This window comes from Sphingomonas sp. 77B, from assembly GCF_056497825.1.
The window spans coordinates 3608439-3625351 of record NZ_JBWMBY010000001.1; the positions used below are offsets into that span (position 1 = coordinate 3608439).

Annotated in this window: 14 protein-coding genes; 5 read left to right on the forward strand and 9 right to left on the reverse strand. The window is 67.9% G+C overall.

Translation table 11 applies throughout. The features are described 5' to 3' along the window. Nucleotides 1–126 precede the first annotated feature (126 nt). The 5 genes from AC1GI4_RS16955 to AC1GI4_RS16975 are packed head-to-tail and all read left to right on the forward strand — an operon-like array spanning nt 127 to nt 5640. Nucleotides 127–1026, forward strand: coding sequence for a glycosyltransferase family 2 protein (locus AC1GI4_RS16955; protein WP_479630284.1), 900 nt, complete (start codon nt 127–129; stop codon nt 1024–1026). Then, on the forward strand, nt 1001–1801 hold the full coding sequence (locus AC1GI4_RS16960) for a ChbG/HpnK family deacetylase (RefSeq protein ID WP_479630285.1): 801 nt from the start codon (nt 1001–1003) through the stop codon (nt 1799–1801). The genes AC1GI4_RS16955 and AC1GI4_RS16960 overlap by 26 nt, the downstream gene beginning before the upstream one ends. A 14-nt stretch (nt 1802–1815) precedes the next feature. Then, on the forward strand, nt 1816–2367 hold the full coding sequence (locus AC1GI4_RS16965) for an RNA polymerase sigma factor (protein ID WP_294272130.1): 552 nt from the start codon (nt 1816–1818) through the stop codon (nt 2365–2367). Then, complete coding sequence (locus AC1GI4_RS16970; protein ID WP_479630286.1) at nt 2364–3302, forward strand: FecR family protein; 939 nt, start codon at nt 2364–2366, stop codon at nt 3300–3302. The genes AC1GI4_RS16965 and AC1GI4_RS16970 overlap by 4 nt, the downstream gene beginning before the upstream one ends. A 16-nt stretch (nt 3303–3318) precedes the next feature. Continuing rightward, nucleotides 3319–5640, forward strand: coding sequence for a TonB-dependent receptor (locus AC1GI4_RS16975; RefSeq protein ID WP_479630444.1), 2322 nt, complete (start codon nt 3319–3321; stop codon nt 5638–5640). On the opposite strand, the gene AC1GI4_RS16980 is transcribed toward AC1GI4_RS16975, so the two are convergent. From AC1GI4_RS16980 to AC1GI4_RS17020, 9 genes are all read right to left on the reverse strand, one after another. Further along, complete coding sequence (locus AC1GI4_RS16980) at nt 5618–6514, reverse strand: glycosyltransferase family 2 protein (protein WP_479630287.1); 897 nt, start codon at nt 6512–6514, stop codon at nt 5618–5620. The genes AC1GI4_RS16975 and AC1GI4_RS16980 overlap by 23 nt on opposite strands. After that, a complete protein-coding gene (locus AC1GI4_RS16985) occupies nt 6511–7422 on the reverse strand; it encodes a polysaccharide pyruvyl transferase family protein (protein WP_479630288.1) in 912 nt (303 codons plus the stop codon). The genes AC1GI4_RS16980 and AC1GI4_RS16985 overlap by 4 nt, the downstream gene beginning before the upstream one ends. Continuing rightward, nucleotides 7419–8495, reverse strand: a complete 1077-nt coding sequence (locus AC1GI4_RS16990; protein ID WP_479630289.1) for a glycosyltransferase — start codon at nt 8493–8495, stop codon at nt 7419–7421. Before AC1GI4_RS16990 ends, AC1GI4_RS16985 begins: the two co-directional genes overlap by 4 nt. Then, on the reverse strand, nt 8492–9391 hold the full coding sequence (locus tag AC1GI4_RS16995) for a glycosyltransferase family 2 protein (protein WP_479630290.1): 900 nt from the start codon (nt 9389–9391) through the stop codon (nt 8492–8494). The genes AC1GI4_RS16990 and AC1GI4_RS16995 overlap by 4 nt, the downstream gene beginning before the upstream one ends. Then, nucleotides 9388–10533, reverse strand: coding sequence for a hypothetical protein (locus AC1GI4_RS17000; RefSeq protein WP_479630291.1), 1146 nt, complete (start codon nt 10531–10533; stop codon nt 9388–9390). The genes AC1GI4_RS16995 and AC1GI4_RS17000 overlap by 4 nt, the downstream gene beginning before the upstream one ends. Next, nucleotides 10530–12545, reverse strand: coding sequence for an HAD-IIB family hydrolase (locus tag AC1GI4_RS17005; protein WP_479630292.1), 2016 nt, complete (start codon nt 12543–12545; stop codon nt 10530–10532). The genes AC1GI4_RS17000 and AC1GI4_RS17005 overlap by 4 nt, the downstream gene beginning before the upstream one ends. 139 nt (nt 12546–12684) lie before the next feature. Beyond that, entirely contained in the window at nt 12685–13449 is a 765-nt protein-coding gene (gene budC, locus AC1GI4_RS17010) for a meso-2,3-butanediol dehydrogenase (protein WP_433910258.1), read from the reverse strand. Nucleotides 13450–13568: 119 nt separating this feature from the next. Continuing rightward, entirely contained in the window at nt 13569–14621 is a 1053-nt protein-coding gene (locus AC1GI4_RS17015) for a patatin-like phospholipase family protein (RefSeq protein ID WP_479630293.1), read from the reverse strand. Between the two features lie 371 nt (nt 14622–14992). Next, nucleotides 14993–16903, reverse strand: coding sequence for an alpha-L-fucosidase (locus AC1GI4_RS17020; protein WP_479630294.1), 1911 nt, complete (start codon nt 16901–16903; stop codon nt 14993–14995). Between the last annotated feature and the right edge of the window lie 10 nt (nt 16904–16913).

Consider the following 16913-nt stretch of genomic DNA (forward strand, 5'->3'; position numbering starts at 1 on the left):
CCATGTCCGGTTTGGCCGGGATCGCTCCGTCTTAGCCATGAACACCTCTGGCGGCGGCTTCGGCCGCCTCCGGGCGGGGGCTTCGGCAACCGGGTGCTTTGGTCGTTTTTAGGGCGGGGTGGGGTAATGCTGCTCGATGCGGAAGGCGCGGCCTGGCGGAATGCCAGGGCTTGGGCCCGGGCCGGAAAGATCGAACGGACGGGCGCTTATGTGGCGCCGTGCTGGACCGTGGTCGTGCCCTTCTTCAACGAGGAGCGCGATCTGGCGGCGACTCTGGAAAGCCTGGCGGCGCAGACGGTGCGCTTCCGGCTGGTGCTGGTCGACAATGGTTCGCTCGACGCCAGCGCGCGGGTGGCGACCGAGACCTGCGAGCGACTGGGCCTCGACCATATCCTGTTGCACCAGGGGCTGCCGGGCAAGATCAACGCGCTCCACCTGGGCCTTGACCATGTGCACACGCGCTTCGTCGCGACGTGCGACGCCGATACCTATTATCCGGCCGATTATCTGGCGCAGGCGCAAGCGCTGCTGGAAAAGCCCGGCTGCGTGGTCGCCGGGGCCTATTTCATCGCACCCCGCGACGGCGAGGCGGAGCGACGCCGCGAATCCGCCGCGATCCGGCTGGCCGCACGTGTCCTGCCGCGCCAGTGCCATGCGGGGGGCGCGGGTCAGGCGTTCCGCACCGAAGCGTTGAAGGCGGCGGGCGGTTTCGACGCGCGCCACTGGAACTATGTGCTGGAGGATCATGAGGTCATCCACCGCGTGATGCGCCACGGCACCATGGCCTATGCCGACGGCTTCTGGTGCGTACCCTCCGACCGCGAGCGCGACCGGGAATCGATCCGCTGGACGCTGACCGAGCGGCTGGTCTACAGCATCGCGGCGCCGTTCGCCGGGGACTGGTTCTTCTACGACTTCCTGGCGAAAAGACTGCGTGCCCGGCGGCTCACCACCGAGCGGATGCGCGAAAAGGCCTATCAGCATCTGGCGGGAGTGGTGGGTGAACCGGCTTATTCTATGCGCTGACGATTTCGCCTTTTCCACCGAAGACAGTCTGGTCATCGCCGAGCTGCTGCGCTCGGGAAAATTGAACGCCACAAGCTGCATGACCCTTCGTCCGAACTGGATGGAGGACAGCGTGATGCTGCGATCCGTGCCGCAGGGCGCGCAGATCGGCCTTCACCTGACCCTGACCGAGGAAGCGCCGATCCATCCCAACGGCTTTACCCGGGACGGAGTGATGCCGGGGATCGATCCGCTGACGCGATTGGCGGCGAAGCGCCAGCTCGACCCCGCCGAAATCACCCGAGAGGTGGAGGCGCAGTTCGACCGTTTCGAGGCGGCGATGGGCCGTCCCCCCGCCTTTGTCGACGGGCACCAGCATTCGCACGCGCTGCCCGGTGTTCGCCCGATCGTGCTGGCGATCACGCGGCGGCGCGCGCCCGACGCCTGGGTCCGCACCTGCGAGGACAGGCTGGTCGGCCTGTTGGGGCGTCCCTGGCGCGGCAAGGCGATCGGCAGCGCCTATCATTCGCGTGGCCTGACCCGCGCGGCAGAGGCCGCGGGCCTGCATTGCAACGAGGGATTCGCCGGGCATTACGGCTTTGACGGCCGCTTCGCCGAGGCGTTGCCGCGCTTTCTGGATCACGGCGGCCCGGAGCATCTGGTGATGTGCCATCCCGGCGCTGGCAAGCGGGCGGGCGACGCGATCGCGGCGGCGCGTCGCGACGAAGCCGATGTCTTGCGCGCCGTTTCGGTGTCTGACATGGCGGCGCAACGCGGGCTGGCCTTCGCCGCCTGATACGAGGGCGGTCTTTGGGTAATCAGGGTCTGGAAGGCCGGTTCATGGAGGCGCGCCCGCTGCTGCGTCGCCTGCTGGCCGCCCGGCTCGGCTCGCCCGACGAGGCGGAGGATGCGCTTCAGGACCTCTGGCTTCGTGTCGCGGGTCTCGACGCCGATCAGATCGAGCAGCCCATTCCCTTTCTCTGTCGCATGGCCACCAATCTGGCGACCGACCGCCGTATCGCCGCTGCCAGGCGTGGCGCGCGTGACGGCGCCTGGGAAGAGGTACAGCCGCAATCGGGCGAATATGCCGATCCCGAACGCATCGCCTCGGGCCGCAGCGAACTGGCGCAGGCCCATGCGCTGATCGCGCGGATGCCCGAGCGGATGCGCGAGGCCTTTACCCTGTTCCGCTTCGAGGAACGCCCGCAACGCGACATCGCGGAGCAGATGGGCATCACGGTCAGCGCCGTCGAGAAGCTGCTGCGCCGCGCCTATCAATTTTTGCAGGAAAATCGTGATGCCGGGGGTGCGGATCGGTTGCGGTCGTGTCGTCCTGACAATGGAAGGAGCGGGGACGAGTGACGCGGGAGGAACAGGCGATCGACTGGCACGTCCGGCAACGCGACATGAGCGTGGCCGAATGGGATGCCTTTGCGACCTGGCTGGAGGACAGTCCGGAAAACGCGCGCGCCTATGACGCGGTGGCGATGGCCGATGCCGCGCTGACCGCCCCGACCACCGGGGCCGAACCGCTCACCGTGGAAATGCCGGTCGCCGCCAACGATAACAGGGGGTGGGGTCGTTGGTGGCTGATGGGCGGGGTTGCGGCGGCCGTCGCGCTGATGGCGGGGCCGGTGCTGCTGCATTCGCGTCCCGATATCCGGATCGAGCAGACCCGAGCGGGCGAGACGCGGGTCATTGCGCTGAACGACGGCACGCAGGTCGAACTGGCGGGCGGATCGCGGCTTCGGCTCGACCGCAACGACACGCGCGTGGCGACCCTGGAAAGCGGACAGGCGCTATTCCGCGTCCGCCACGACGCCTCCGCTCCTTTCGAACTGCGCTCGGGCGACGTGTCGATCCGCGACGTGGGGACCGTGTTCAATGTCCGGCGCGAGGGGGCTCGGCTGGACGTGACGGTCGCGGAAGGGGCCATCGCGCTGGCGCCGCAGGGCCAGGAAATGCAGCAGCTGTCCGCCGGGCAGGGCGTGCGGCTGGACGAGGCGCGGGGCAGCGTGCGCCGCGTCCGCGTCGACCCGGCGATGGTCGGCGGCTGGCGTCGCGGTTTCCTGGATCTGGACGGCGACACGGTCGACGCGATTGCTGCCCGATTGCAATCCGCCTATGGCATGCGCGTCGCGGTGGAGGGGCCGCTGGCGAAGCGCAGCGTCACCGGGATCGTCCGGATGACCGGCGACGCCGGCCAGGACGTTCCGCGTCTCGCGAAGCTGATCGGAGCGGAGTGGCGCCAAAGCGGTGGGGACTGGATTTTGCGGGCGTCGGACGGGGTTCATTGAGCGCGGCCTGTTGGCCGTGGCCGTCCTTGCCTTGCCTGTTGCCGGTCGGGCGCAAACCACCGGCGATACCGCGTCCCGGCGGATCGTGCTGGCCCCGGCGACGCTGGACTTCGCGCTGCGCGAACTGGCGCGGCAGGGGGGCATCACCGTCGTCGCCACCGATCCTCGCCTGCGGAACGTCCACACCCGCGCACTGACCACCGCCGCGCCGCCGTCCAAAGCTTTGGCGCTGTTGCTGCGCGGCACCGGCTATCGCGCCATCGCGGTCGATGCCGCCAGCTTTCGTGTCGTCGGATCGCCGCGCCTGATACCGGCGCGGCGTCCTTGGTCGCCTTCCTCTCCGCCCCCTGCCGGTGCGGGCAGCGACATCATCGTGATGGCCAGCAAACAGGGGACCGAACTGGCGCGTTATCCGGGCAGCGTGTCGGTGGTCGGTCGCGGCGTGGCCTTACCGAACGGGTCGATCGACCTCAGCGATGTCGCCGCGCAAACGCCGATCCTTCAGACCACCGCGCTGGGGCCGGGACGCAACAAGCTGTTCATTCGCGGCATCGCCGACAGCAGCTTCAACGGCGCGACCGAGTCCACCGCCAGCCTCTATCTCGACGAGGTTCAGATCGCCTTTGCCGGGCCTGATCCGGGGTTGAAGCTCTATGACGTCGGCGAGGTTGAGATCGCCGAGGGGCCGCAGGGTGCGCTGCACGGATCCGGCGCGATCGGGGGGATCATTCGCCTCACGTCCAATCCGGTGTCGCTGACCCATGACGGCGGCCGGATCGAATGGGGCGGTGCGCTGACCGGGGGCGGGGCACCCAGCAACGATGTGGCGGCCGTCGCCAACAAGGTGTTGCTGCCCGATACGCTGGGCGTCCGGCTGGTCGGCTATCATGCGGCCGATGGTGGCTATATCGACAATCTGCGCACGGGCGCACGCAACATCAACCGGGTGCTGACCAGCGGCTTGCGGGGTGCGCTGGCCTGGGATGGCGGTGGCGGCTGGCATGCGGAACTGGGTGGCGGCACCCAGTCGATCGTGGCGCGCGATGCGCAATATGTCATGCGCGAGGATGTGCTCGCCAGCCGATCGGCCATCCCGCAACCGTTCTGGAGCGACATGCGGTTCGGGCGGCTGCTCTTGACCAAACAATGGGCCAGCGGCCTGCAGTTCGTCTCCGCCACCGGCCTGGTTCAGGGGGCATCGTTCGAACAGTTCGATGCCAGCACGCTCCTGCCGCTTGGATCCTATCAGTTGAACGGGTCCAAGACCTTGTTCTCTCACGAAAGCCGCCTGTCACGGCGCCTTCCCGGCGGTGGTTCCTGGGTGGTCGGTGTCAATCTGGTGTCCGACCAATCGGTGATGGGGCGCTCGCTGACCATCCGCCAGGGCGTTCGGCCGGTGATCGGCGTGACCAATGTGACGCGGAGCGGCGCCGTCTTTGGCGAGGCGACGCATCCGCTGACCAGCCGCTTGTGGGTGACGCTCGGCGGCCGCCTGACTGCTGCGCGAGTGGATGGCGAACCGTCGATCGCGCCGCGATCGAGAAATTTCGTTCGCGGCCGTTCCACCACGCGGGTCGACCCGACCTTCGGCTTTTCCTGGCTACTGGGCGGCGGCTGGACTTTGTTCGGACGCTATCAGTCGGGCTTCCGCACGGGCGGCCTGGCGGTGGCGGCGGGCGTCGGACGGGTCGCCAATTTCGAGTCCGATTCGATCCAGATGGTCGAGGCGGGGCTGCGCCATGTGCGGCGCGGGGCCACTGGCGTGTCGGCCTCGGTCAGCCTGTCCCACGCGCATTGGAGCGCGATTCAGGCCGATCTGCTCAATCGCGGGGGCCAGCCCGTGACGAGCAATATCGGCGACGCCCGGATCGATGCGCTGGAGGGCTGGGTCGAATGGGTGCCGCGACAGGACTGGCACCTGACGGGCGCCGTGTTCGTGACCGACAACGAGGTGACCGGCTCGATCGCCTCGCTCAGCCGCGCCAACAATCGCCGTTTGCCCGAAACGCCCAGCATTTCTGCGCGCATGGGCCTGATCCACGATGTTCCGCTGGGGCGCGAGACGGTGCTTTCGGCGCGCGGCGAAGTGGCGTTCGTCGGGCCGTCCGTGCTGGGGGTAGGGGATCTGCTCGACGTGCGGCAGGGGGGGTATGGCGTCGCCAACCTCGGGCTGACGGCACGGCGGGGGGGCTATGCGTTGGCGCTGACGGTCGACAATCTGCTCGACGAGCGGGGCAATCGTTTCGCCTATGGCAACCCGTTTCTGCTGGGGCGGCGCAATGTCTCCACGCCGTTGCGACCGCGTACCGTGGGCGTCAGGCTGAGCGCGGACTTCTGATCGCGGCGCGGGCATAAGCGGCGAAGCCCGCCAGCACATGGCGCAGGCGAAAGGCGTGGAAGTGTCGGATGGTCGCCACGGGTCCGGCAAAGCGATCGCCGAGATTGTGCAGGTCCTGCGCCAGCCAGCGGCGGACCCGGCGGTCGCTCCCGATATGCTTGGCGTATAGCGCCCCGTCGCCGAACCCATAGCCTGCCAGCAGGGCGACGCCCTCATCCTCCCGGCGGCGGCCATGGTGGTGATCGACCGTGAAGCCGGGATCGTACCGGATCGCAACGCCCAGTGCCTGTGCGCGCATCAGGAAGTCGGTGTCCTCGGCGGCGCGGAACGGCGCGCCCGCCCCGAAGCGTTCGTCAAATGGCCCAACCAGGCAACGGACATCGGCGCTGAAGGCCAGATTGGCCCCCATCACGAAGCCGCCGGGAAACACGCCGGGCTCCGCGATCATCGGGTGATCCTCCAGCTTGACCGTCAGTGTCAGGTCGGCGGGATCGCCCAGCAGGATGCGGCCACCGATGATGACGGGTGCGGGCTGTTCGGCAAAGGCACTGGCGAGCCGGGTGAAATAGTCGGGGTGCAGCACGCAATCGTCATCGGTCATCGCAACGATCCGCCCGCGTGCCGCGCGCAAAGCCATATTGCGCGCGCGGGCCAGGCCGGGCAGCGGCTCCGACAGCAAGCGAACGATAAAGGGCCGATCGGTCGCCCAGTGCCGGATGACCGCCGCAGTTGCATCGGTCGAGCCGTTGTCGACCAGGATCAATTCGATCCGGCCATCGCTCCATTGCCCCGCGGCGGCCTCGACCGATGCAAGCGTGGCCGCCAGGCTGCGGCTGCGATTGCGGGTGCAGATCAGCAGGCTGAGGTCGATCATTCCGCGATCATCTCCGCCGCCTCCTGCGGAGACCCCGCCTGTCGGACGAGGGGGCTGCCGTGCGTCCACGCGGCGATATAGGCACCGACCTTGCCATAGTCATTGTCCAGCACGACGTGCGGGATGCCGAGCAGAAGCGCCAGGATATGGCCGTGCAGCCGATCGGTGACGATCCGCTCGCCGCGCGATAGCAGCCGCAGACCGCGTTCGACCCGCATAGTTGCGCGCTCGGTCGGAGCGGACGCCGCGACCGGCGGTTCGTCGAGCCAGTCGAGCGCCACGGCACCCGGCGAGGCGAGCAGCGGCGCGTCATCGCGCGCCGCCCGTTCGGCATCGGAGCGCAGCAGCATCAAGGTTCGGCATTCCGCCTCTATCGGACGCGCCACATGACCCAGACCGAAGGCGGAGTCGGGGGCGAGCGTGCTGGGGCAATGGAAATGCCGGCGCGCCAGATCGAGGCTCGCCGTGTCGCGGACGTGCAGGTGGAAATCGGGGTGGCTGTCGATTAGCGCGGCGAACCGATCGCGATGGGCTTCCTCGCGAAAATGGATCGACTGGGGCAACTGGACGATTCGGTGGTTGGGAAAATGCTGGATCAGATATTCGCGGAAATGCTGATGATGCGGCCAGATATCACCCAGATTGCCGCCGCCATGGATCAGGATCGGCCCAGTCGGGCAGGCGGCGTGAAAGGCGGCCTCGTCGAAATCGTCCCAGCGGCAGAGATACGCCGGATCGCCCGCGCCGACCGCATGAAGCAGCGCGATCTCGCCCAGCCAGATCGCGCTATCACCCACATTGGGATGGTCGGGAAAATCGACCAGCGCATAGGGCTCGCCTGGCGTGACGTGGCGGCGATAGAGCGCGAGCAGCGCCTCTCGCTGGCCTGCAATGACGTCGCCGGTCACGCCGCGATGGCGCTCGGCAATGCGCTGCGGACACTGGCGTAGAGTGCCTCGCAGCGGTCGAGCCAGAGGTCGCGGGCGAAATGCGTCTCCACCCGGCGGCGGGCGGTGCTGCGTGGAATGGCCATGGCCCGGGTCAGGGCGTCGGCCAGCGCGGAGACATCCCCGGCGGGGGCGATGCATCCGGCCTCGCCCACGACTTCGCGCGCCGCGCCCGCATCGAACGCCGCGACCGGCAGTCCGCACGCCATCGCCTCGATCGCCACCAGCCCGAACGGCTCGTCCCAGCAGGGGGTGAACAGGAACACCGACGCGCACCCCAGTTCCCGTGCCAGCGCCACCCCATCCAGATGCCCGCCATAACGAATGCCGTCGTTCAGCAGCGGCTCGACCTCGGCGGCGAAATAGTCCGGGTCCTCGATCGCACCGAACAGGGTCAGCGCGACGCCCGCTTCCCGCGCGGCAAGGATGGCGAGGTGCGTGCCCTTATTGGGGGTGATCCGGCCGCACCACACCGCCTCGCCATTGCCCTGCTCGACAAAGGGCCAGGCGGCGGGATCGATCGCATTGTGCAGCACCGAGGCTTCCGGCGGCGCGCCGTTCGGCCACCAGGCCTGCAACTGGCGGGCGGAGGTGACGGTCAGCCTGTGCGTCGGGCTGGGGCTGATCGACACGAAATGGTGAAGCGCGTCATAGGGCGGCACATGCAGCGAGGTGACGGTCGGCACCTGCGCGGTACGGCGCTGCTCCAGCGGAAAGCGGTGCAGGCTGTTGTTGTGCACCACATCGAACCCACCCCGCGCGATCCGGTCGCAGGCGGCGGCATAGCCCGCATCGACATGCGCGATCAGTTCGGGCTTGCCGCGATGCTCGGCCCAGGGGAACACGGCTTCGTAATGGACCGGCAGAACCGGATCGAGCGTGAAGCGCGGGTCGCTGTCGCCGCTGGCGAACAGCACCACCTCATGCCCGCGCGCCGCCAGCCCCTCGGCCAGATACCAGCCATGTGCCTCCATGCCGCCCAGGAACGGCTGGCGGATCGGCTGGCGGACATGGGCGAGCAGCGCGATCCTCATGCCGCGACGCGCTCTTCCAGCATGCGGATGACGCTGGCGGTGTTGGCATAGGGCTGGTGGCTTTGCTGCCCGGTCAGCGCAAGGTCATCCTCGTCGGGGCGGCGCAGGATTTTGATCGGGCGGCCGGGCGTGTCGTCGATCAGGCCCATCAGGCGAAAGGCGTGCAGCCAATGGCCCATGGTGCGGTATCCCCATTTCGCCTCGAACAGCTCGGCATTGCGCACCACGCTGTCGATATGGTGGACCGGCGGCATGTGGTGGGGGTGGTACTGGTGATAGGCTAGGCCGCCCTTGATCCAGGCGATCGGCACGCCCGCCTTGTCCACCACCTTGCCGAAATCGGTATCCTCGCCGCCATAGCCCGCATAGCGCTCGTCGAACCCGCCGGTCGACAGGAACGTGTCACGCCGCATCGCGAAGTTGAGCGACCAGAAGCAGCGGTAATCCTCGCACCGCTCGATCCCCTCCGGCGGCGGCCCGCGCCGGTCGGAGTGGCGGACCGCTACGCCTGCGAAGTCCTCATACCGCCACTCGCCCGCCGTCGCGCCGCCGGGCAGGTACATGACCTCGCCCATCAGCAGCCCGTCTTCCTGATCCAGAGCGCGGTCGTAATCGGCCAGCAGTTCAGGCGTCGGGATGCAGTCCATGTCGAGGAAGACCAGCTTGTCGCCGACCGCCGCCTTGGCCGCCACGTTGCGCGCGGTCGCCAGCGGCAGGCGGGGCCCCGATACCATCATCTGGCGGATGGGGAAGGGCGCCTCGGGCAGGTCGTAGGGCGTATCCTGGATGACCGCGACGATCAGCTCGGCGGGCAGCATCGTCTGGCGGCTGAGGCCGATCACGACATTGCGAAGATGATCGGGGCGGCCCCCGGCAAGCGTGACGACCGAGATCATGAAAGGGCTCCGGTGGATTGGGGGATAGGGGAATGGTTCGGGGCGGTCTGCCATAGCCGTTCGGCCAGCGCCTCCAGCCAGTCGGCGGCGGCCTGCGCGGGTGCGTCGGCGATCATCGCGCGCTGTACGGCCGGGCGGTGCTGGCTACGGGTTTCGGCTAGGGCGGCGGTCCAGGCCTGGGCCGAGGAGGGCAGATGCGGGCGGACACAGGCGACCCCGGCGGCGGCCAAAGCCTCCGCCTTGCGGTGCTGCTCGTCGAAATAGCGCCATTCGGGAATGGCGAGCCAGGGGCGGGCAGCGGCCAGTATCTGCTGGCAGGTGGTATTGCCGGTCGAGGCGATGACGAGGTCGGCGGCGGCGACATGGTCGGCCGGATTGTCGACCCAGCCGCGATGCTCGATATTGGCGGGCTCGGTGGCGTGCCAGTCGCGCGCGACCGGGCCGATGGTGATCCAGCGGGCGCCGGGGCGGCTGCGCGCACCGACCCCGAGCGGCGCCTGGGCAAAACCGCCGCCGCCGCCGCCCGACAGGACCAAAATCATTTCCTCGTCCGCGCCGACCCCGATCCGCTGGCGCGCCAGCTCGCGCTCGGGGATGCGGGTATCGACACCCAGCCCACCGACGAAGCAGGTCTTGGCGCGCATCGCGCCGTCCCACTCGGGCTGGGCCAGCGCCTCGTCGAACGCGGCGAGCAGCCCGGCGGCGCCGTCATAGGCGGCACGGTGCCCGGCGTCGCTTCGGTCGCCATGCTGGAGGATCTTCACATGCGGGACCGAGCAGATCCGCGCCAGCTGCGCGATCTCGGCGGATACGTCGCAGATCATCAGCGCGGGGTCGGCGCGGTCGAACCAGTTGGCGATCACCGCCATGGCATGGCGGATGCCCGGCCAGCCGAGCGGCGCGCAATGCAACGTCTCGGGCGTCGGCACCGCGTCCATCGTTCCCGCCTCCAGCCCGGTCGGCTCGAAGAGGGATGGGATGGCGACGATCTCGACCTGCGGCGGCAGGGCTGGAAAGATGTCGTCGCGCGCGCAAAAGATGGTGACGGGCCGCTCGGGCGGCAGGGCGTTCAGGATGGCCGCGCAGCGTTCGGCATGGCCGCGACCCTGATGATGGACGAAATAGCCGAAGGGGCGCGTCACGCCGCCGTCGCCTGGGTCGGCATCGGCGCGGTCAGGCCCAGTTTCTCCAAGCCCTCCATCACGCCATTGGCATGGTGCGCGGTGACACGCATCAGGCCGTCACGCTCGGCGAGGTCGGCGAGTTCGTGTCCGGCATTGCCGACGACGATCGCATGGCCGCAGGCGTCGAGCATGTCGACATCGTTGCCGCTGTCCCCGGCCGCGATGCACGCGCCCATCGGCAGGTCGAGCCGCCGGGCATAGGCCGCGACCGCCGCCGCCTTGCCGCCCAGGGGCGCGAGCACGTCGATCAGCCGTCCGTGCGAGAACACCGTCTTGGCGGACAGGCCCTGTTCGGCCAGCGTCTCGCGGACGCGCGCGGCATCCTCGGCCGTGCCGAAATAGCTGACCTTGTGCGGCCCGGCGGTGTCGCGCGGCTGCGGGCGCAGGCGCAAGGGCTTGAGCGCGGCGACCACCGCCTTTCGGTCCCATCCCTCGTTCAGATGGGCGGCAAAATCCGGGCACTCCTGCCATCCGCGCTGCCCCTTCAGCATGATGCGGGTGCCGACATCGGTGATGAAGGCATCGGGTTCCGGGATGCCCCATTGCGACAGGATGATCCGGGCCATGGCGAAGGAGCGGCCGGTCGCGACGACGAAGGGCAGGTCGCTCGCCTGACGCCACGCCGCGAAGTCGTGCGCGCCTACCCGGCATCCGGTCAGCGTATGGTCGATATCGCTGGCGAGCAGGCCGGGGGTGCGCGGCAAGCGGGCGTAGAGCGCGGTGGATTCCATGGCGTAGCGATCCCAGGCATAGAGGGCGGAGCCCGACCGGCCATTCGCGCTCATACGCGTGTGGGTGTCGGGATCGGACAGGATGGTAAGGCAGGCGGTGGCGATGGCGTCCTCGTCGCGCGGTTCGACCAACAGGCCGTGCTCGAGCGCGGTGATGATCTCGCTGGGGCCGCCATGCCGCGTCGCGACCACGGGCACGCCCGCCGCCGCCGCTTCGATCAGGGTCAGGCCGAAGGGCTCGTGCAGCGCCGCGTTGACGAACACGCCGCCCGCGGCCGCGCGTTCGTAGAGTGCGGCGACATCCTGCCCGTCGTGACGCGGCGGCAGGGCGAAGCGGCCGCGAAGCTCCGGCGTCTTCGCCAGCGTCAGCAATTCCGCCAGCACGGCGCGTTCCTCGGTCGATCCGGGGCCGTCATGCTGCCCCGCCAGGATCACCAGATTGGCGGCGTCGCGTAAGGCAGGCGAAGCGGCATAGGCACGGGCGAGCGCCCCCAGATTCTTCTTGGCGACCGGCCGGGCGATGGCGAGAAGGATGGGCTTGGCGGGTTCGTCCAGCCACTCGCCCAGCCGGTCGACGAGGGTCGGGCGGCCAGCGCGGCTTCCCTCATGGTTCGGCACGCCCGGCGCGATGCGGTGGACATGTCCGCTGGCGGGGACGCCATAGGCCTGGACTTGTCGCTCCGCTTCGTCGGTCGTCGAGACGATCAGTGCATCGGCAGTAGCGATCGCGGTTCGCTCGGCGGCGATCCGACCGTCCAGCGCGGGCGAGGGCCCGTGATGGCGGCGCTTGTCGATGCCCAGCGCATGCGGCGTGTAGACGAAGGGAATAGCAAAGCGCCGCCGCGCCTCGGCGGCGACGGCGGCGGCGTCGGAGAAATGCGCGTGGATGACATCGGGCAGGCGCGGCAGCCGGGCGAGATGGACGCAAAAGGCTTCGGTGAAGCTGGCCAGATCGTCGGCCAGTGCCTCCTTTTCCAGATAGCGGCGATTGGCTGTCGCGATCCGGTCGATGGTCAGCTTGGGCGACAGCCGCTCGGTGGCACGAGCGTGCTCCAGCGACAGGCCCGGTTCCTCGAACAGGCGCGTGACGATCGAAACTTGATGCGTATCAATATTATTCGCCTGCGCAGCGGCTGCGTCCAGAATATAGGCGATATGGCCGCCGGTATCGGCGGTAATGCCATAATGGACGGGCGGCGATTTCAGGCAACCGCCAAGTGCCAGATGCAGGATGAACAATCGCGCCCCTTTCGTTATGGAGCGACAACGTTGTAAATATTGATTGGCTCCCAATCACATAGTGGAAAGATTGCATTCGATTGACATGACCGTCATCGAAGCCTGCAATAATCTTGATCGATATCAATAAGTGGCAAGGTCAGCTTAACGGCGGCTGCCCGTTCGAAGCGCTCAGGCCGCCATCCACGGCCAAGTTCACGCCGGTGATAAAGCGTGCGTCCTCGCTCGCCAGAAAGGCGATGGCACCCGCAATATCCTCCGGCTCGGCGCCGCGGCCCATGGGGATGCGCTCCTCGAATTTGGCGATCAGTTCGGGTTGTTCCTTCATGCCCTTGGTCAGCGCGGTATAGGTCAGCGACGGGTTGACGGCGTTGACGCGCACACCGTTCGCCGCCTCGTCCAACGCCAGCGCGCGGGTGAAGTTGGTGACGGCCCCCTTGGCCGCGCAATAGAAGCTGTGGTTCCAGTCGCCGCCCAGTCCGGAAACAGAGGACATGTTGACGATGCACCCCCTGGTCCGGCGGAGATGCGGGATCGCGGCATGTGCCATCTGTACCACGCCATAGAGATCGGTCTCGATCACCTTGTAAAAGGCGGAAAAATCGCCCTCGTCCAGCTTGCCGAGATGATCGATCCCGGCATTGCTGACCAGAATGTCGACCCGTCCGAACCGCTCGACCGCCAATGCGACCAGCGCCTCGCAATCGGCCATTTGCGACACATCGGTTTGGCGCGTCGCAACGGTGGCGGGGGCAAGGTCGTCGGCCAGCGCTTGCAGGCCCGTGCTGTCCTTGTCGCCCAGCACCAGGGTTGCACCGTCCTTCGCGAAGCGGCGCGCGGCACCTTCGCCGATGCCGGAGGCTGCGCCGGTGACGATCACGATCTTGCCTTGGAATCGGGCCATGCCTGACGCTCCTGTCCTGCCATTTCCGGTCGGTGTACCCCGGCCTGCGACAACAGGTGCGTTCAACGGGTGTTCCGCCGGGATCGATCAAAAAGCGGAAACGACGGAAAAAAAGGGCGTCAGTGGCGAAGCATGTCCTCGGGCAGTCCCTGGAAGGACGATGCTTGGCCGAGCGTTTGGCGGTTGGTGGCCAGCCACTCTTCGGCTTGCGCGCGGCCCTTCTCGCGCAAATCCTGAAGCACCGACCAGCGTGTATCGACCTTGCTCGTCCCCGATGGCCCGGCCAGTTCGGGCGGTGGCGACAGCAGGTGGAGGTTGACCCGTGCGATCGCCCGCATCCGAGGATCGCGCGAGGGTTCGGCGCGGGCGACGTCCTGAATCTCGGACAAGGCGCGCAGGTCGCGGCGCAGACAGGCGTTGAAGCTGATGTCGCTGACTCGGCGCATCACCTCGCCCACCGAGCCGCCGATATCCTCGACGGTGAAGGGCGTGATCTGGACGACCATCATGTCGGTCGCACCGATCGCCTCGGTCAACAGCGGTTCCAGCGCGGGGTTGGCGGTGAAGCCGCCGTCCCAATATTGCTCACCCTCGATTTCCACCGCCGCGAACAGCTCGGGCAGGCAGGCCGAGGCCATCAATGCATCGAGCGTCACATCTTGGCCGGTGAACAGCCGCGCCGATCCGCTCGCGATATGCGTCGCCGCGACATAGAAGGGCAGGCGCGTCTGGCGGCCGAGCAGGTCCAGGTCGATGCTGTCCTCGACCGCCTGTCGCAATGCGCGCATGTCGCGCACCCCCGGCAGAAAGGGCGCGACATAGCGGCTGGAGAGCTTGGCGATGTCCAGCGACTTGCGCAGCAGCGGCTCGAAGAACGGGCCGCCCAGCGCGCCGACGTCGAGCGGAGCGAGCGGCGAGGCATCGGCGACGTTGCGCCACAGCCGTTCGAGCGCCGTTTTCGCACCCTCGGCGCCTTCCTTTGCATAGCCCGATACCACTGCCGCGCCGTTCATGGCCCCGGCGCTCGCTCCGCTGACCCCGACGATCTCAATATCCTCGTCGAGCAGCCGTTCGACCACGCCCCAACCATAGGCTCCGTGTGCGCCGCCACCCTGCAGCGCGAGCGCGACGCGGGGCCGGGACGGGACATCGGGTTTAAGATGGTCGGTCATGGCATAGCTCCTCCTACGCGGCTTCATGCTGCAACGCACAAAAGACAAACGCCATCCCGTTTCGGCGAATTTTTATTCGACCGGGTCCCCATAGAACTTAGACCGTGATGACGTTGCGTTGAACCAAGGCGAGCCCCTCCCCTTCAGGGGAGGGGTTGGGGTGGGGCCTCGCCACGGGCTGCACGCTTGCGGAGGCGCCCCACCCCCGGCCCCTCCCCTGAAGGGGAGGGGTGAGTTCATCTCATGTCATCTTGCTCTAAGCCCCATCCCGGCGAAGACCGGGATCCAGTTGGCTCAGCGTCGGTATGTCACTCCATCGCCGTGCCACCGGACCCCGGCCTCCGCCGGGGTGGTCAGGATGTGAGGGTCGCTCAGCGCTTGGTGAAGCCGCCGATCCCCGCGATCGCCAGCGTGGCGGCAGGCTTGGACATTTCCGCGAAGGTCAGCCGCAGATAGCGAACGGGCCGGACGCTGGTGAAGGGCAGGCGCTGGGTGGAGAGTGCATAGGCGATGTTCGAAAACTCGCCCGCGCCCGCCCGGGTCCAGTTCCTGCCGTCGACGCTCGTCTCCGCGACGTAGCCGCGCGGCGGGGCGGCATCGACCATGACCTGGCGCGACGGGGTCAGGCTGAAGCCCGCGACGTCGCGCACCTGACCCATGTCGATGGTGACGCTGGCGGGCTTGCCCGGTGTCGGTGCGGGCTGGGTCCAGATGGTCTTGGCGTCGTTGTCGAGCAGCTTTTCCGCCCCCGGCGCGCTGGCCGAGACGATGGTCCAGCCCTTGGTGTCGAGGACGGTCGGGTCGCTCGATACGATGGCGGGGACGGGGACCGGCGCGACGCTGTGGAACAGCGACACCTCGCTGATCGCGGGACAGACCGGCGCCTCGGCGATGCGCAGGCGGACGCGGCGCGCGGTGATGGGCGCGGGCAGGCGGATGATCCGCTGGGCGCTGATGCACTCATGCTCGGCGAGCTGCTGCCACTTGCCGTTCACTTCCGCATCGACCGCGAAGCGCGTGACGCGCACGCCGAGCGGCAGATATTCGCGGATGCGGATCAGGTCGAAGCTGCGGTTCGGCGGGAGGTCCAGCGTCAGGCTGGGCGTGGTCACGCCATCCGGCGCGGACCAATAGGTGTCGCGCTGGCCGTCGAGAACCTTGGCAGGCTCGAACCCCTTGCCGCGCACATGGCTGGCGCTCGCCACGGCGCCTTGCGCGAGATCGGTCGCGAAGCTGGCGCGGATCGCGTCGCCGAAGCTCTTCAGGATTTTCACGTCCTGATCGGGAATACGCCCGCGCCGGTCGGGCGGCAGGTTCAGGTTCATGTTGGTGCCGCGCGCCACCGACGTGTCGAAATAGCCGACCAAGTTTTCCGGCGAGCGGACCTTCGAGTCCTCGTCCGCATGATAGAACCAGCCGGGGCGGATCGAGGTGTTGGTCTCGGCGGGCCACCAGAGCGGCGCCCCGCGCACGCCCGAATTGCCCTCCGACTGGACGTACGGGTGGTTGGGCATGGTCGGCCAGCATGGATCGCCCGCAATCCCGTCCTCATTGCCGACCCAGCGGATATCGGCACCCAGCGGATCGAAGGTGCAGGCCATCGGCTGATGCTGGTGGACCAGCGCGATGATCGACGGCCAGTTATAATATTTGGGCGCGTCGATCTGTCGCGTCTCGCGCGCGCCGCCATAATAGCCGTCGCCGCCATTGGCCCCGTCGAACCAGAATTCGAACAGTTCGCCATAGCCGGTGCAGAGTTCGACCACCTGCTTGCGGAAATATTCGACATAGGACGGACGGGCATAGTCGGCCCGGTTGCGGTCCCAGGGCGAGAGATAGATGCCGAAGGCCAGCCCGGCGCGCTTGCAGGCGTCCGACATTTCGCGGACGATATCGCCCTGGCCGTTCTTGTAGGGCGAGTTGCGGATGCAATGCTCGGTCAGCTTGGTCGGCCAGAGGCAGAAGCCGTCATGATGCTTCGCCGTCAGGATGATGCCCTTCAGGTTGCCCGCCTTGGCCGCCCCGACGATCTGGTCCGCGCTGAAATCGCTCGGATTGAACATCTTGGGGTCTTCGTCGCCATAACCCCATTCCTTGTCGGTGAAGGTGTTCATCGCAAAGTGGATGAAGGCGTACTGCTCGCGCTGATGCCAGCGCCATTGCCGCGCCGAGGGGACCGCGCCGTAGGGAGCAGGCGCAGCCGCCCCCTTTTGCGCAAAGGCGGGCGCGGCGGAGGCGACCAGGCCGGAGGCGAGGACGGCGCGGCGGGAGAAATCGGTCATCTTCAATTCG

Excerpts from the sequence above, each read along its gene's own strand:
- AC1GI4_RS16990 (WP_479630289.1), bottom strand. The coding sequence starts at position 8,495 with ATGAGGATCGCGCTGCTCGCCCATGTCCGCCAGCCGATCCGCCAGCCG.
- AC1GI4_RS17015 (WP_479630293.1), bottom strand. The coding sequence starts at position 14,621 with ATGACCGACCATCTTAAACCCGATGTCCCGTCCCGGCCCCGCGTCGCG.
- AC1GI4_RS16980 (WP_479630287.1), bottom strand. The coding sequence starts at position 6,514 with ATGATCGACCTCAGCCTGCTGATCTGCACCCGCAATCGCAGCCGCAGC.
- budC (WP_433910258.1), bottom strand. The coding sequence starts at position 13,449 with ATGGCCCGATTCCAAGGCAAGATCGTGATCGTCACCGGCGCAGCCTCC.
- AC1GI4_RS16955 (WP_479630284.1), top strand. The coding sequence starts at position 127 with ATGCTGCTCGATGCGGAAGGCGCGGCCTGGCGGAATGCCAGGGCTTGG.
- AC1GI4_RS17020 (WP_479630294.1), bottom strand. The coding sequence starts at position 16,903 with ATGACCGATTTCTCCCGCCGCGCCGTCCTCGCCTCCGGCCTGGTCGCC.
- AC1GI4_RS16995 (WP_479630290.1), bottom strand. The coding sequence starts at position 9,391 with ATGATCTCGGTCGTCACGCTTGCCGGGGGCCGCCCCGATCATCTTCGC.